Origin of the sequence: Methylobacterium aquaticum (assembly GCF_016804325.1) — a bacterium.
GTDB classification, from domain to species: domain Bacteria; phylum Pseudomonadota; class Alphaproteobacteria; order Rhizobiales; family Beijerinckiaceae; genus Methylobacterium; species Methylobacterium aquaticum_C.
Genome location: NZ_CP043627.1, coordinates 3,335,886 through 3,352,011, shown reverse-complemented (window position 1 = coordinate 3,352,011; position 16,126 = coordinate 3,335,886). Strand labels below are relative to the sequence as shown.

The following is a 16,126-nucleotide window of genomic DNA, read 5'->3' as shown; positions in this document are numbered from 1 at the left end:
CCGCCACGGGGAGTCGCCAGGTGCCGGCCGTACACATCGTGATGATCGAGGATGACGAGGGCCATGCCCGGCTGATCGAGCGGAACATCCGCCGGGCCGGCGTGAACAACGTCATCGAGTCGTTCCGGGACGGGACCTCCGCCCTCGCCGCCCTGTTCGGGCCCGACGGCAGCGGCGAGATCAATGCCGGCCGGCCGCTGCTGATCCTGCTCGACCTCAACCTGCCGGACATGACCGGCATCGACATCCTGCAGAAGGTCAAGTCGAACCCGCATCTGCGGCGCTCGCCCGTCGTGATCCTGACCACCACCGACGACCAGCGCGAGATCCAGCGCTGCTACGATCTCGGCTGCAACGTCTACATCACCAAGCCGGTGAACTACGAGGGCTTCGCCAACGCGATCCGCCAGCTCGGCCTGTTCTTCTCGGTGATGCAGGTTCCGGAGAGCGCGTGACCGTGACCGACCCGGTCCGCCTGCTCTACATCGACGACGATCCCGGGCTGGCGCGACTGGTGACCCGCACGCTGGCAGCCCGCGGCTGCACGGTGGCGCACGCCGCCGACGGCGAGACCGGCCTCGCCCTGGTGGCGGCGGAGCGCTTCGACGTGGTCGCCCTCGACCACCACATGCCGAACGAGACCGGCCTCGAGATCCTGCCGCGCATCCGCGCGCTGCCCGAGGCGCCGCCGGTGATCTACGTCACCGGCTCCGAGGACAGCCGCGTCGCCGTGGCAGCGCTCAAGGCCGGCGCCGTCGACTATGTCTGGAAGGACCTGCAAGGGCACTTTCGCGAGTTGCTGGCCGAGGCGGTGGCCACCGCCGTGCTCCAGGACCGCACCCGCCGCGAGAAGGAGCGGGCCGAGGCCGAGGTGCGCGAGGCCCGCGACCGGGCCGAACTGCTCCTGCGCGAGGTCAACCACCGGGTCGCGAACAGCCTCGCGCTGGTGGCGGCGCTCGTGCGGATGCAGGCCAACGCCGTCACCGACGCCGCCGCCCGCGCCGCCCTCGAGGAAACCCAGACCCGCATCACCGCGATCGCCGGCATCCACCGCCGGCTCTATACCTCCGACGACGTGCGGGTGGTGGCGGTCGACGCCTATCTGGCGACCCTGGTGGAGGATCTCGACGGGGCGATGAACGCCACCGGCCAGCGCCACCGCATGCTGCTGGATGCCGTCTCCGTCGAGGTGGCGACCGACAAGGCGGTCTCGCTCGGGGTGATCGTCACCGAGCTCGTCACCAACGCCTACAAATACGCCTATCCGGAGGGTGTCACCGGCGAGATCCGCATCACCGCCCGCCGCGACGGCGACACCCTGCGCCTCACGGTCGCCGATGACGGCGTCGGCTGGCAGGGGGCCGGCACCCCGCGCGGCACCGGGCTGGGATCCCGCATCGTCCGCGCCATGGCGTCGAATCTGCGGGCGCAGATCGATTATGCGCAGGCTGAGCGCGGGACGGCGGCGAGTATTGACATCGCGTTGTGATCGGTCCTCGGCAGAGCCGAAATCCGGTCGAGGTTTCGTTTGGCATGACATGTCGCTTCGCGAAGACATGCCGCTTCGCGATCGCGCTGCAATCACGAAGCCCTCCGGACGTTTGACGCTGCCGCATCGTCCGCGACGGACCGGTATCCGCCTCGTCGCACAATGCTCCGGCGCGCGAACCCTTTTCGTTGCTGAGGAAGTGCCTCAAAGCCTGTTTGAGCGCATCGGTCTGACCATCACTGAAAGGGATCATGGGATAGCCTATCCCTCCACCTCATTCTGAGGTGTTGGCGATCAGAGATCGACTGACCTCGAAGGAGGGCTCCAGAAGTCTCTGCGATCCCTGGAGCCCTCCTTCGAGGTCAGCCGATTTTCAATCGGCTGACACCTCAGAGCCTGTTCGAACGAGATTTTCTATAATTATTTGAGTGGGGCGGGATCATCTGATCGTCCAACCTCATTCTGAGAGCCTGTTTGAGCAGGATTTTTACCCAATATTTGAGGCGGACGGGATCATCCTACCCGCTAACCTCATCCTGAGGTGCGAACGAAGTGAGCCTCGAAGGAGGGCTCCAGGGATCGCAGACGCTTCTGGAGCCCTCCTTCGAGGTCAGTCGATCTGCGATCGACTAACACCTCAGGATGAGGTGGAAGGGTAGGATATCTCCTGATTTTTCTCAGTTTTTGTCAAATCACGCTGCTCAAACAGGCTCTCAGCGAATAGGGGCCCGGATGTCCCCGCACGGATGTGCCTCCTCTTCCGGGCTCCGCACTCGCGAGGCAGAAGGGGAGATGCGTCGTCATCCGCATTCGAGCCTGTCCGAGGCCCAAACGGAAACGGGCGGCACGCGAAGTGCCGCCCGTCCCCGATTCCCGATGATGAATGCTCAGCCGCGCTGGGCCGTCGTCACGTAGTCGCGCTTCGGGGCGCCGGTATAGAGCTGGCGCGGACGGCCGATCTTCTGGGACGGGTCCTCGATCATCTCGGCCCACTGGCTGATCCAGCCGACGGTGCGGGCGAGCGCGAACAGCACCGTGAACATCGAGGTCGGGAAGCCCATCGCCTTGAGGGTGATGCCCGAGTAGAAGTCGATGTTCGGATAGAGCTTCTTCTCGATGAAGTACTCGTCCTTGAGGGCGATCTGCTCCAGCTCCATCGCGACGTCGAGCAGCGGATCGTCCTTGATGCCGAGCTCGCTCAGCACCTCGTGGGTGGTCTTCTGCATGATGCGGGCGCGCGGGTCGTAGTTCTTGTAGACCCGGTGACCGAAGCCCATCAGGCGGAAGGGATCGTTCTTGTCCTTCGCCTTGGCGACGTACTCGCCGACGCGCTCAGGCGTGCCGATCTCGGCCAGCATCTTCAGCGCCGCCTCGTTGGCGCCGCCATGCGCCGGTCCCCACAGGCAGGCGATGCCGGCGGCGATACAGGCGAAGGGATTGGCGCCCGAGGAGCCGGCCAGACGCACCGTCGAGGTCGAGGCGTTCTGCTCGTGGTCGGCGTGCAGGATGAAGATCCGGTCGAGCGCCCGCGACAGGACGGGGTTCGGCTGGTACTCCTCGCACGGTACCGCGAAGCACATCCGCAGGAAGTTCGAGGTGTAGTCGAGGTCGTTCTTCGGGTACACGAACGGCTGGCCGATCGAGTACTTGTAGGCCATGGCCGCGAGCGTCGGCATCTTGGCGATCATGCGCATGGAGGCGACCATGCGCTGCTTCTCGTCCGTGATGTCGGTCGAGTCGTGGTAGAACGCCGAGAGCGCGCCGACGCAGGCCACCATCACCGCCATCGGGTGGGCGTCGCGGCGGAAGCCCTGGAAGAAGCGGTTCATCTGGTCATGCACCATGGTGTGGCGCGTGACGCGGTAATCGAAATCGGCCTTCTGGGCCGCGGTCGGCAGCTCGCCGTACAGCAGCAGGTAGCAGGTCTCGAGGAAGTCGCCGTGCTCGGCCAGCTGCTCGATCGGGTAGCCCCGGTACAGCAGCACGCCCTCGTCACCGTCGATATAGGTGATCTTGGATTCGCAGGACGCCGTCGAGGTGAAGCCCGGGTCGTAGGTGAACTGGCCGGTCTGCGCGTAGAGCTTGCTGATGTCGACGACACCCGGGCCGACCGTGCCCGACTTGGTGGGCAACTCGATCGTGCGACCGTTCACCGTGAGGGTGCTGGTGGGGAGGCTCATGGGGTTGCGGACCCTTTCCATCAACGTGACTGAGCGTCGGCGCCTCGACCGCGGCGCCCGGGGCAGGCGGCGACTTTGCTGCGGGTGCTCACTCACCGCCCGGGTTAGCGGATCGACGCACCGGCATCAACCACGGCTCCCCGCCCGGGTGACAGAATTCAGTTTCTGTTCAGAGGTCTTCGGATCGCCCCCGCGAGGGTGGATTCGCGGGGGCATCGGTTCGGATCTCCTCAGGCCGCCTGCTCGCGCAGGCGCTCCAGGCTCTCCTCGCGGCCGAGCACCGCCATCACGTCGAAGAGCGGCGGCGAGGTGGTCCGGCCGGTCAGCGCGGCCCGCAGGGGCTGGGCGACCTGCCCGAGCTTGACCCCGGCGCTCTCGGCGAATTGCCGCACCGCACCCTCGGTCGAGGTGGCGGACCACTCGGTCAGCGCCTCGAGATGGGTGAGCGCGCCGGCCAGCCGCTCGCGGCCGCCGTTGCCCAGCAGCCCGGTCGCCTTCTCGTCGAGGGCGAGCGGGCGCGGCGCGTAGAGGTAATAGGCGCTGTCGACGAGCTCGATCAGGGTCTTGGCCCGCTCCTTCAGCCCCGGCATCGCGGCGATGAACTTCTGCCGGATCTCGGGCGCCAGCGGCGCCGAGAGGCCCCAGCGTGCGCCTTGCGTCGGCAGGATCGCCTCGATGGCTTCGACCAGCGCCGCGTCGGTGGAGGAGCGGATGTAGTGCCCGTTCAGGCTCTCGAGCTTGGCGAAGTCGAACCGGGCCGGCGAGCGCCCGACCTGGGCGAGGTCGAAGGCGGCGATCATCTCCTCGGTGGAGAAGATCTCCTGGTCGCCGTGGCTCCAGCCGAGGCGCACGAGGTAGTTGCGCAAGGCCACCGGCAGGTAGCCGAGGTCGCGATAGGCATCGACCCCGAGGGCGCCGTGGCGCTTCGAGAGCTTGGCCCCGTCCGGCCCGTGGATCAGCGGGATGTGCGACATGTTCGGCACGTCCCAGCCCAGCGCCTGGTAGATCTGGGTCTGGCGCGCGCCGTTGGTCAGGTGGTCGTCGCCGCGGATGATATGGGTCACGCCCATGTCGTGGTCGTCCACCACCACCGCCAGCATGTAGGTCGGCGTGCCGTCGGAGCGCAGCAGGACGAGGTCGTCGAGATCCTTGTTCTGCCAGACCACGCGGCCCTGCACCGCATCCTCGACCACGGTCTCGCCCTCGGTCGGCGCCCGGAGCCGGATGACCGGCTTGACGCCGGCCGGCGCCTCGGACGGGTCGCGGTCGCGCCAGCGGCCGTCGTAGCGGATCGGCCGGCCCTCGCGGCGGGCGGCCTCGCGCATCTCGGTCAGCTCCTCGGGCGTGGCGTAGCAGTGATAGGCCCGCCCTGCGGCGAGCAGCCCCTCGGCCACCTCGCGGTGCCGGCCCGCCCGGGCGAACTGGTAGACCACGTCGCCGTCCCAATCGAGGCCGAGCCAGTTGAGCCCGTCGAGGATCGCCTCGATGGCGGCGTCCGTCGAGCGCTCGCGGTCGGTATCCTCGATGCGCAGCAGCATCCGGCCGCCGTGGCGGCGGGCATAGAGCCAGTTGAACAACGCCGTGCGACCCCCGCCGATGTGGAGGAAGCCCGTGGGCGACGGGGCAAAGCGGGTGACGACGGAGGACATGCGCTTCGAGAACCGGGTGAGAGCGAAAAAAACGGTGTGGCCGGGGCCGTTAGGGCAGGGCCGGGTGAGTCGACCCGCCGGCGCCGGGTCCTGTAGCATGCGCGGGACGAGCCGTTAAGAAACTGTCGTCCGGGCCTCTCGCGTCGCCGCGGGGCCGGCAGCCTCTTTGTGCGAGCCTCGTCGGGCCGGGGCGGGAGATGGCGGGGCCGGGGGCAGGAACGGGAGTCGTGGCGCGCGGCCTGCGCGCGCTGCCGGCCCCCGTGCTGCTGCTCCCCGCCCTCGGCGGCTGGATCTCGGGCAATCTCGCCGCGGAGGCCGCGCAGCGCCGGCTGTTCCCCTGGCTGGCGGTCGCCTTCGGGGCCGGGGCGCTCCTGTTCCTCAACCTGGCCGACGGCCCGGTCTTTCTCCCCGCGCCGTTCGGCTGCGGCCTCGCGCTCGCCGGGGCGGCCTTTGCGCTCCGGGCCCGGGCGGTGGCGCCGGCCCTGCTGCTCGCCGCCGCCTTCGTGTTCCTGGGCTTCGCCGCCGCGGCCACCCGCACGACGAGCGTCGCCGCGCCGGTGCTCGCCCGCACGGTGATCGCGCCGCTCCACGGCTTCGTCGAGGCGCTGGAGGAGCGCGAGGAGGGCGCGCGGCTGGTGGTGCGGGTCATGCGGCTCGGCGAGATGGCGGTGCCCGAGCGCCCGACCCGGGTGCGGGTCTCCTATCGCCGCGCCGACGGCCTCAAGCCCGGCGACTACATCGAGGCCAAGGCGCGGCTGCTGCCCCCGCCGGAGCCGGCCCGGCCGGGCGGCTACGATTTCGCCCGCGACGCGTACTTTCGCGGGATCGGCGCCGTCGGCTCGCTCCTCGGCCAGGCCGCGGTCAAGCCGCCGCCCGAGCCGGCGCCGCTCTCGCTGCGCCTCGCGGCGCGCCTCGACGAGGCCCGCAACGCGCTCACCCGCCGCATCGCCGAATCGAACGGGGGCCAGGCCGGGGCGGTGGCGGCGGCGCTCGTCACCGGCAAGCGCGGCCTCATCGACCAGCCGACCAACGACGCCCTGCGGGCGGCCGGGATCTATCACGTCGTCTCCATATCCGGATTACACATGGTGCTGGCCGCCGGCGTGGTGTTCTGGCTCGCGCGGGCGCTCCTCGCGCTGGCGCCGGGGCTGGCTTTGTCCTGGCCGATCAAGAAGCTAGCCGCCGCCTTCGCGATGGTCGGGGTCACCGGCTACTGCGCCTTCTCGGGCTGGGACCTCGCCGCCGAGCGCTCGCTGGTGATGACCCTGGTGATGCTGGGCGCGATCCTGGTCGACCGGCCGGCGCTCAGCCTGCGCAACCTGGCGCTGGCCGCCCTGATCTCGCTCACCCGCGAGCCGGAGGGTCTCCTGGGGCCGAGCTTCCAGATGTCGTTCGGGGCGGTAGCCGGGCTCATCGCCTGCGCCCGGCTGATCGATGGGCGGCTGTGGAACCCGGAGGGGGCCGGGCCGGTCACCCGGGCGCTGGCCTGGTGCCTCGCCACGGTGATCGGCACGCTCGCCACCACCCTCGTGGCGCAGGTCGCCACCGCGCCCTTCGCCACCTACCACTTCCAGACCGTGCAGCCCTTCGGCCTCGTCGGCAATGCGCTCACCCTGCCGCTCGTCTCGCTGGTGGTGATGCCGGCCGCCGTGCTCGGCATCCTCGCCACGCCCTTCGCCCTCGACCGGCCGGTCTGGTGGACGATGGGCTTGGCCGTGCGCGGGATGATCGACATCTCGACCTGGATCGAGGGGTTCGACCGCGCCACCCTGGTTCTTCCGGCCTTCGGCCCGGGCGCGCTCGGGCTGATGACGGTGGCGCTGCTGCTCCTGGTGCTGCCGGTCTCCGGCTTGCGCTGGCTCGGCCTCGCTCCCGGCCTCCTCGGGATCGCGCTCGCGGCCTCGCCGGTGCGCCCCGACCTCTATGTCGACCGCGAGGGCGGCGGCGCGGCCCTGCGCGGGGCGGACGGGCGGCTCGTGGTTCTGGGCAAGCCCCCCGCCTTCGTGCTCGATCAATGGCTGAAGGCCGACGGCGACGGCCGCTCCCGCGACGAACCCGGGCTGAGCGCCGGCGCCCGCTGCGACAAGCTCGGCTGCGTCGGCCACGGGCCGGGCGGCGTCAGCGTGGCCCTGGTGCGCGACAAGCGCGCCTTTCCGGAGGATTGCGCCCGGGCGAGCGTGGTGGTCTCGCGCCTCGCGGCACCGCCGGGTTGCGCCGCCACGCACGTCCTCGACCGGATATTTCTCGCCGCCCACGGGGCGACGGTGCTGCGCTTCACGCCGGAGGGGGTGGTGGTCGAGACCGCCAAGCGGCCCGGGGAGACGCGGCCGTGGCGGCCGGCACCCGCGGTGCAGGCGCCGGCCCCGCCCGTTGCGCCGGTGCCGGCCCCGGCGCCTCGCCCGGCGCCGGCGGCACCGGAGGGGGAGGCGGAGGAGGGGCAGGGTGAACCGTGAGGCAATAGACTCAGAGCCCGTCTGATCTACTCCATGATCCTGACACTCTCCTCGTCATTCCGGGGCCGCGCAGCGGAGCCCGGAATCCAGACACTCAGTTCGTTCAGGAAGAAGCGAATAGCATTCCGCTCCATTCTCAACCGTCCGAGGTTGTGGATTCCGGGCTCCGCTGCGCGGCCCCGGAATGACACGGAGGGTTTCCCATCTGTTGGTGCAATCGAAGAAGTCTTCAACGCCCCGACGCGGCCCGCCCCTGCGGCGCCTCGTCGACCGCCAGCGTGCCGAGATAGGTCTCCACCACCCGGGCATCCCCCTGCAGCGTGCGACTGTCGCCCTGGAGCACGACGCGGCCGCCATCGAGGACGTAGCCGTGATCGGCGATCTGGAGCGCCGCGCGGGCATTCTGCTCGACGAGGAGGATCGCCACCCCCTCGTCGCGCAGGCGCGCCACCGTGCGCATCACCTCGGCGACGATCAGCGGCGCGAGGCCGAGGCTCGGCTCGTCGAGCATCAAGAGGCGCGGCCGGCCCATGAGGGCGCGGGCCATGGCGAGCATCTGGCGCTCGCCCCCCGACAGCGTGCCGGCCTGCTGGCGCCGGCGCTCGGCGAGGCGGGGGAAGAGCCGGTACATCTCGCCGAGGTCGCCGCCGCCCCCTTTGCCGCGAAACCGGAAGGCGCCGAGCTTCAGGTTGTCCTCGACGGTCATGGTCGAGAACAGCTCGCGGCGCTCGGGAATCAGGCTCAGGCCTTCCGCCACCCGCGCCTCGACGGGCAGCCGCGTCAGGTCGCGCCCCTCGAACAGGATGCGGCCGCGGGCCGGCAGCACCCCCATCAGGGCGTTCAGCAGCGTCGTCTTGCCGGCGCCGTTGGCGCCCAGCACCGTGACGAGCCGACCGGGCGCGACGGCGAGCGAGACGCCCCGCACCGCCTCGACCTTGCCGTAGGCGACGGAGAGGTTCTCCGCTTCGAGCATGGCTTTCGTCATGCGGCGCTCCCCAGATAGGCCTCGACCACCGCCGGGTCGCGCCGCACGGTGGCGGGCGCGCCCTCGCACAGCTTGGCGCCGAAATTCATCACCACCAGCCGGTCGGCGAGCCCCATCACGAAATCCATGTCGTGCTCGACGAGCAGGATGCCGAGGCCCTCCTGGCGCAGGCGGCGCAGTAGGTCGGCCAACGCCTGCTTCTCCTGGTGGCGCAATCCGGCGGCCGGCTCGTCGAGGAGGAGGAGCTGGGGCCCGAGGCAGAGCGCCCGGGCGATCTCGACGATGCGTTGCTGGCCGAGCGCCAGGCTGCCCGCCGGCAGGTCGCGACAGGCCGACAGGCCGACCCGGGCGAGCTGCCGCTCGGCCTCGGCGAAGAGCGCGGCTTCCTCGGCCGCATCGAGCCCGAGCGCGCCGCGGACCGGGCCGGCGGAGCCGCGCAGGTGGGCGCCGAGCGCCACGTTCTCGATCACCGACATGCCGGCGACGAGCTTGACGTGCTGGAAGGTGCGGGCGCAGCCGAGCCGGGCGATGCGCCGGGCCGGCAGGCCGGTCACTTCCCGGCCCCCGAGGCGGACCGCCCCGGAGGTCAGCCGCGCGACCCCGGTGACGAGGTTGAAGGTGGTGCTCTTGCCGGCCCCGTTCGGCCCGATCAGCGCCACCACCTCGCCGGCCTCGACCTTGAATCCGATGTCGTTGACCGCGACGAGGCCGCCGAAGGTCTTTCTGAGGTTGGCGGCCTCCAGCAGGGCCGTGCCGGGGGCGGCGGCCGGGCGCGGCGCCAGGGGGGCGCCCGCCGGCCCGCGATCCGGCGGGCCCGAGACCATGCGGCGCACGATCAACGGCCATAAGCCCTCGGGCGCGCGCTGGAGCATCAGCACCAGCAGCACCCCGAACACGATCGCCTCGAAGTTGCCTTGCGCCCCGAAGACCAGCGGCAGCACGTTCTGGAGCTGGTCCTTCAGCACCGTCACCAGCACGGCGCCGAACACGCCGCCGCCGATCGAGCCGGCCCCGCCGATCACCGCCATCAGCAGGTACTCGATGCCGGCGTTGATGCCGAACGGCGTCGGGTTGATGGCGCGCTGGATATGGGCATAGAGCCAGCCCGAGAGCGCCGCCAGCATCGCCGCATAGACGAAGGCGACGATCTTCACCCGGGCGGTGTCGACCCCGAAGGATTCGGCCGCCACGACCCCGCCCTTCAGCGCCCGGATCGCCCGGCCGGTGCGCGAGCGCAGCAGGCGGTGGGTGAGCCACAGGCAGATCCCGAGGAACCCCCAGGTCAGCAGCATCGCCTCGCCCCCGCCGAGGACCGGGTGGCCGAGGATCGTGATCGGCGGCAGGCCGGTCAGGCCGTCGTAGCGGCCGAGCATGTCGGTGTTGCCGAGCACGTAGAAGAACGAGATGTTCCAGGCGATCGTGCCGAGCGGCAGGTAATGGCCCGAGAGCCTTAAGGTAATGGCGCCGATCACCCAGGCGGCGATGCCCGACAGCAGCAGGGCCACCGGCAGCGACAGCCAGGGCGAGAGCCCCCCTTGCGTGGTCAGCAAGGCCGTGGCGTAGGCGCTGATGCCGACGAACATCGCCTGCCCGAAGGAGGTGATGCCGGCGACCCCGGTGAGCACCACGAGGCCGGTGACCACGATCGCCGAGAGGCCGGCATAGGTCATCAGCGTGAGCCAGAACGGCGGCACGCCGGGCAGGACGGGCAGGGCCACGACGGCCAGCGCGGTCAGGCCGGCCAGGAGAGTGGAGGACGTGAGGCGGGCGGGCATCTTACTCCTCGTCCTCGATCGGGGCCGAGCGCAGGGAGCGCCAGAGCAGGACCGGGATGATCGCCATGAACACGATCACCTCCTTGAAGGCGCTGGCCTCGAACGAGGCGACGGATTCGATGATGCCGACGAGAATCGCCGCGGCGGCCGCCGCCGGGTAGCTCGCCAGCCCCCCGATGATCGCCGCGACGAAGCCCTTGAGGCCGATGAGGAAGCCGGTGTCGTAATAGACCGTGGTCAGCGGCGCGATCAGCACGCCCGACAGCGCCCCGATGAAGGCCGCGACCGAGAAGCTGAGCCGGCCGGCGAGCGAGGGCGCGATGCCCATCAGCCGGGCGCCGAGCCGGTTGACCGCGGTGGCGATCAGCGCCTTGCCGAGCAGCGTGCGCGAGAAGAACAGCCACAGGCCGACGATGATCGCGAGCGTCAGGCCGATCATCCACAGCGACTGCCCGCTGACGAGCAGGGGCCCGGCCGGGAACGAGGCCTCCGACAGCGGCGGGGTGCGCGAGCCTTCCGCGCCGAAGAACACGAGACCGAGACCCGTCAGCGCCAGGTGCACGCCGACCGAGGCGATCAGGAGCACCAGCACCGAGGCATGGGCCAGCGGCCGGAACGCCACCGCGTGCAGGAAGCCGCCCATCGGCGTCACGATGGCGAGCGTCACCAGGATCTCGATCAGGAGGCCGGGCTTCATCGGCGCCAGGATCCAGGCGGCTGCGGCCACGACGGCCGGCAGCGCGAGGTCCCGGAGCGCGAGGCGCAGGAGCGTCCGGCGATCGAGGGTGTGGCGGCTCTCCGCGCAATCGGCCAGGAAGGCGAGGCACCCGAGGCCGAGGAGCAGCGGCACGGTGCCCGGCAGGGTGCCGGCCTCCAGGCTCGCCAGCGTCAGCGCGCCGTAGGCGACGAACTCGCCCTGCGGGATCAGGATCACCCGGGTGACGGTGAAGACCAGGACCAGCGACAGGGCGATCAGCGCGTAGATCGCGCCGTTCACGACGCCGTCCTGGAGGAGGAGAAGGAGGATCGTGGCGTCCACGGAGGAGAACTCGGGGCTGTCTCAATGATGTATGTGGGGCCAGCTCAATCTCGCTGACGAAGTCATATCCTCCGCGTCATTCCGGGGCCGCGCAGCGGAGCCCGGAATCCAGAACCGCGGATGGATGAGAACAAGGCGAAAAGCGTTCCGCTTCGTCCTCGCCCACCTGCGGTTCTGGATCCCGGGCTCCGCTTCGCGGCCCCGGGATGACGCGGTGGGTTTCAATGTCGTCGCGACCGGTCGGACAGGGTTCTCGGACCGGCCTCCATTCCGAGACAACGGAGTGGAACCCGGCCCGAGGTTTCGGGGCCGGTGGCCCCACCCGTCAATTCGTCGCCGACAACAGCTTCCACTTGCCGTTCTCGATCGTCACCATCACGCGGGCGCGGTCGTCCTGGCCGACATGGTCGGTGGGGGTCATGTTGACGACGCCGTTGGTGTAGACGACGTCCTTCAGGCCCTCGATCGCGTCGCGGAGCGCCGAACGGAACTCGGGCGTGCCGGGCTTGGCGGTCTTGAGGGCGACGGGAATCGCGTTCGCCAGCAGTACCTGGGCGTCGTAGGCGTGGCCGCCGAAGGTCGCGAGCGAACCTGCGCCGAACTTCGCCTCGTAGGCCTTGGTATAGTCGAGGGCGACCTTCCTCACCGGGTTCGATTCGGGGAGTTGCTCGGCGACCAGCAGGGGGCCGGCCGGCAGCACCGTGCCTTCCAGGTCCTTGCCGCCGACGCGCAGGAAGTCGGCATTGGCGACGCCGTGGGTCTGGTAGTACTTGCCGGCGTAGCCGCGCTCCTTGAGCGTCTTCTGCGGCAGCGCCGCGGGCGTGCCCGAACCCGCGATCAGCACCGCGTCGGGACGCGCCGCCATCACCTTCAGCACCTGGCCGGTGACGCTGGTGTCCGTCCGGGCGTAGCGCTCGGTCGCGGCGAGCTTGATGCCCTTGGCCTCCAGCCGCGGTGTGATCTCGGCGAGCCAGCCGTCGCCATAGGCGTCGTTGAAGCCGATGAAGCCGACCGACTTCACGCCGGCCTTGGCCATGTGCGCCGCGATCGCCTCGGCCATCAGCGCGTCGTTCTGCGGCGCCTTGAACACCCAGCGGCGCTTATCGTCCATCGGGGCGACGATCTTGGAGGAGGCGGCGAGGCTGATCAGCGGCACCTTGGCCTCGGCCGCGACCTCGATCAGGGCGAGCGAGACCGGCGTCACCGAGGAGCCGACGATGGCGTCGACGTGATCGTCGCTCGCCAGCTTGCGCGCGTTGGCGACGCCCTTGGTGGTGTCGGTGGCGTCGTCGAGGACGATCCACTCGACCTTCTGGCCGCCGATCTCGGTCGGCAGCAGCGTCACGGTGTTGGCCTGCGGGATGCCCAGCGAGGCCGCCGGGCCGGTCTTGGCGATGGTGACGCCGATCTTGATCGGCTGCGCCAGCACGGGTCCGGCCAGAACGGTGCCGGCAAGGGCGAGCGCCCAGACGATGCGCCTCATGGTGTATCCTCCCGTTCGGGCCGCGCCGGTTGGAGCCCGGTCGCCGGCATCGCGCGCCTCGTTGGGCGCGCGGATCGTTGCTTTGCAGTTCCGCGCGGCTGCCGTCCACCCTGGCGTTCGGCTAACGGCATCCGCGTTTGACTTCACTCCCCGGGGTTTATAATTTACCGTCCGGTTGGTCAATAGATCGCGCCGGCGGGGAAACCCGACATGGCGGACGGGGAGGACATGACCGAATGAGCGAGACGAGCGAGACCCTGGTGCTGACGGAGCGCCACGGCGGCTACCGCGTGCTGCTGCTCAACCGGCCCGACCGGCTCAACGCCTTCAACGAGCCGCTGCACCTCGCCCTGCGCGCTGCTCTGAGCGATGCCGCCGCCGATCCGGATTGCCGGGCGCTGATTCTCACCGGGGCCGGCCGCGGCTTCTGCGCCGGCCAGGATCTCTCGGCCCGCAACTTCGCGCCCGACGTCGAGCCGGACCTCTCCCGCACCCTCGCGGAATTCTACAACCCGCTGGTCCGCCAGATCCGCGACCTGCCGATGCCGCTGATCTGCGCCGTCAACGGCGTCGCCGCGGGGGCGGGCGCCAGTCTCGCCTTCCACGGCGACCTCGTGCTCGCCGCGCGCTCGGCCAAGTTCCTCCAGGCCTTCGCCAAGCTCGGGCTGATCCCGGATGCCGGCGGCACCTGGCTCTTGCCGCGCCTCGCCGGCCGGGCACGGGCCCGCGGCATGGCGCTGCTCGCCGAGCCGATCACCGCCGAGCAGGCGGAATCCTGGGGCATGATCTGGCGGGTGATCGACGATGCCGACCTGATGGCCGAGGCCCACCGGCTGGCCGCGCAGCTCGCCCAGGCGCCGACCTACGGCCTCGCCCTGATCCGCCGTGCGCTGGACGCCTCGGAGACGAACGACCTCGACGCGCAGCTCCAGGTCGAGAGCGAGTTGCAGGGCGAGGCCGGGCGTTCGCCGGATTACCGCGAGGGCGTGGCCGCCTTCCTGGAGAAGCGCCCCGCCCGCTTCACCGGGCGCAAGCGGTGAGCCCGGTGGAGGAGAGCCCCGAGGCGGTCGCCCGCGCCTGCGCGGCGGCGATGTGGGCCGAGGACCGGGCGAGCCAGGGGCTCGGGATGCGCCTCGATCATGTCGGGCCCGGCGAGGCGGTGCTGTCGATGCGGGTGCGCGACGACATGGTGAACGGCCACGGCTCGTGCCACGGCGGCTTCATCTTCGCGCTGGCCGATTCGGCCTTCGCCTTCGCGTGCAACGCGCACGATCAGCGGGCGGTGGCGCAGCATTGTGCCGTCACCTTCCTGCGGCCCGGACAACGCGGCGAGGTGCTGACGGCGCGGGCGGTGGAGCGGGTGCGCGAGGGGCGCTCCGGCATCACCGACGTGACGGTGACGGATGCGGAGGGTCAGGTGGTGGCGGAGTTCCGCGGGCACTCGCGGACCGTGCCGGGGACGGTGCGGGCGGGGGAGGGGGGATCGGCGTCCGGTTGATTCCGCTGACCGAACTGAAGCCCACAGGGTCATTCCGGGGCCGCGAAAGCGGAGCCCGGAATCCAGAACCGCTGAGCGTCCAGGACTAAGCGACAGCGTTCCGCTCGGTTCTGCTCCACCTGCGGCTCTGGATCCCGGGCTCCGCTTTCGCGGCCCCGGGATGACGCGGAGGGTGTCAGGTCCTCCGGTGACCACGAACAAGCAGTCAAAAACACGTCAGGGAGAAACGCCATGCTCCAGATCGCCCCCCGCAAGCTCACCCGCATGGTCCCGGAGGCCTCCGAGCTCGACCGGTTCGAGACCGCCTCCAGGCCTGAGCTCGCCGCCTGGCAGCGCGAGAAGCTGGGCGAGACCCTGCACCACGCCTACGCCAACGTGCCGCATTACCGCGCCGCCTTCGACGCCGCCGGCGTGCATCCGCGCGACTTCCAGGATCTCCCCGACCTCGCCCGCTTCCCCTTCACCGCCAAGGCCGATCTGCGGGCGAATTATCCGTTCGGGATGTTCGCGGTGCCGCGCGAGGAGGTGGCGCGCATCCACGCCTCGTCCGGCACCACCGGCAAGCCGACGGTGGTGGGCTACACCAAGGCCGACATCGACACCTGGGCCGACGTGGTGGCCCGCTCGATCCGCGCCGCCGGCGGGCGGCCCGGGATGCTGGTCCATGTCGCCTACGGCTACGGGCTGTTCACCGGGGGGCTCGGGGCCCATTACGGCGCCGAGCGCCTCGGCTGCACGGTGATCCCGATGTCGGGCGGCATGACCGAGCGCCAAGTCCAGCTGATCCAGGATTTCCGGCCCGACATCATCATGGTGACGCCGTCCTACATGCTGGCGATCCTCGACGAGTTCCGCCGCCAGGGGCTCGACCCGCGGGCCTCCTCGCTCAAGGTCGGCATCTTCGGGGCCGAGCCCTGGACCAACGCGATGCGCCAGGAGATCGAGGAGGCGTTCGACCTCCACGCCGTCGACATCTACGGCCTGTCCGAGGTGATGGGGCCCGGGGTCGCGAGCGAGTGCGTCGAGACCAAGGACGGCCTGCACATCTGGGAGGATCACTTCTACCCGGAGATCGTCGATCCGCGGACCGGCGCGGTCCTGCCGGACGGGGAGGAGGGGGAGCTGGTCTTCACCTCGCTCACCAAGCAGGCGATGCCGGTGATCCGCTACCGCACCCGCGACCTGACCCGGCTGCTCCCCGGCACCGCCCGGGCGATGCGCCGGATGGAGAAGATCACCGGCCGCTCCGACGACATGATGATCGTGCGCGGCGTCAACGTCTTCCCGAGCCAGATCGAGGAGAAGATCCTGACGATCCCGGCCCTGTCGGCGCATTATCAGGTGGTGCTGGCCCGCGACGGCCGGATGGACACCATGACCATCCGCGTCGAGGCGCGGCCGGAGGCCGACGTCGCGGATGTGCGCGAGGCGGCGGCCGACCGGCTGTGCCAGGCGGTCAAGGACACGATCGGCGTCACCACGACGGTCGAGGTGCTGCCCCCGGGCGGCATCGAGCGCTCGCTCGGCAAGGCCCGCCGGGTCATCGACCAGCGTCCGCGAGACCAGTGAAGATCA

The 16,126-nt window shown here is 70.3% G+C and carries 12 protein-coding genes; 6 read left to right on the top strand and 6 right to left on the bottom strand.

Features of this window, described 5'->3' with window-relative positions:
- Positions 1–41: 41 nt before the first annotated feature.
- Positions 42–455: a response regulator gene (locus tag F1D61_RS15225; RefSeq protein ID WP_064503883.1), complete on the top strand. Its 414-nt coding sequence runs from the start codon at positions 42–44 to the stop codon at positions 453–455.
- Entirely contained in the window at positions 452–1,489 is a 1,038-nt protein-coding gene (locus F1D61_RS15220) for a sensor histidine kinase (RefSeq protein WP_203158730.1), read from the top strand. Before F1D61_RS15225 ends, F1D61_RS15220 begins: the two co-directional genes overlap by 4 nt.
- Positions 1,490–2,376: 887 nt before the next feature.
- On the opposite strand, the gene gltA is transcribed toward F1D61_RS15220, so the two are convergent.
- Positions 2,377–3,669, bottom strand: a complete 1,293-nt coding sequence (gltA, locus tag F1D61_RS15215) for a citrate synthase (protein WP_203158729.1) — start codon at positions 3,667–3,669, stop codon at positions 2,377–2,379.
- 230 nt (positions 3,670–3,899) lie between these two features.
- Complete coding sequence (gene gltX, locus F1D61_RS15210; RefSeq protein WP_203158728.1) at positions 3,900–5,318, bottom strand: glutamate--tRNA ligase; 1,419 nt, start codon at positions 5,316–5,318, stop codon at positions 3,900–3,902.
- 197 nt (positions 5,319–5,515) lie between these two features.
- Here gltX and F1D61_RS15205 point away from each other — a divergent pair, with 197 nt between their 5' ends.
- A complete protein-coding gene (locus tag F1D61_RS15205; protein ID WP_203158727.1) occupies positions 5,516–7,771 on the top strand; it encodes a ComEC/Rec2 family competence protein in 2,256 nt (751 codons plus the stop codon).
- Between the two features lie 229 nt (positions 7,772–8,000).
- Here the strand turns inward: F1D61_RS15205 and F1D61_RS15200 are convergent, their stop codons facing one another.
- The 4 genes from F1D61_RS15200 to F1D61_RS15185 all read right to left on the bottom strand — a co-directional run bounded on the left by F1D61_RS15200 (position 8,001) and on the right by F1D61_RS15185 (position 13,053).
- Positions 8,001–8,756 (bottom strand): ABC transporter ATP-binding protein, encoded by a 756-nt coding sequence (locus F1D61_RS15200; RefSeq protein WP_203158726.1) that lies wholly within the window; start codon positions 8,754–8,756, stop codon positions 8,001–8,003.
- Positions 8,753–10,531: a branched-chain amino acid ABC transporter ATP-binding protein/permease gene (locus F1D61_RS15195; protein ID WP_203158725.1), complete on the bottom strand. Its 1,779-nt coding sequence runs from the start codon at positions 10,529–10,531 to the stop codon at positions 8,753–8,755. The genes F1D61_RS15200 and F1D61_RS15195 overlap by 4 nt, the downstream gene beginning before the upstream one ends.
- Before the next feature lies 1 nt (position 10,532).
- Positions 10,533–11,570 carry a branched-chain amino acid ABC transporter permease gene (locus F1D61_RS15190; RefSeq protein ID WP_203158724.1) on the bottom strand — a complete coding sequence of 346 codons (1,038 nt, stop codon included), beginning with the start codon at positions 11,568–11,570 and terminating at the stop codon, positions 10,533–10,535.
- 325 nt (positions 11,571–11,895) lie between these two features.
- On the bottom strand, positions 11,896–13,053 hold the full coding sequence (locus F1D61_RS15185; RefSeq protein ID WP_203158723.1) for an ABC transporter substrate-binding protein: 1,158 nt from the start codon (positions 13,051–13,053) through the stop codon (positions 11,896–11,898).
- 236 nt (positions 13,054–13,289) lie between these two features.
- Here F1D61_RS15185 and paaG point away from each other — a divergent pair, with 236 nt between their 5' ends.
- From paaG to paaK, 3 genes are all read left to right on the top strand, one after another.
- Positions 13,290–14,093: a 2-(1,2-epoxy-1,2-dihydrophenyl)acetyl-CoA isomerase PaaG gene (gene paaG, locus F1D61_RS15180; RefSeq protein WP_203158722.1), complete on the top strand. Its 804-nt coding sequence runs from the start codon at positions 13,290–13,292 to the stop codon at positions 14,091–14,093.
- A gap of 50 nt (positions 14,094–14,143) precedes the next feature.
- Positions 14,144–14,551, top strand: coding sequence for a hydroxyphenylacetyl-CoA thioesterase PaaI (gene paaI / locus F1D61_RS15175; RefSeq protein WP_203159092.1), 408 nt, complete (start codon positions 14,144–14,146; stop codon positions 14,549–14,551).
- Positions 14,552–14,782: 231 nt separating this feature from the next.
- Entirely contained in the window at positions 14,783–16,120 is a 1,338-nt protein-coding gene (gene paaK, locus F1D61_RS15170) for a phenylacetate--CoA ligase PaaK (protein ID WP_203158721.1), read from the top strand.
- Positions 16,121–16,126 lie beyond the last annotated feature (6 nt).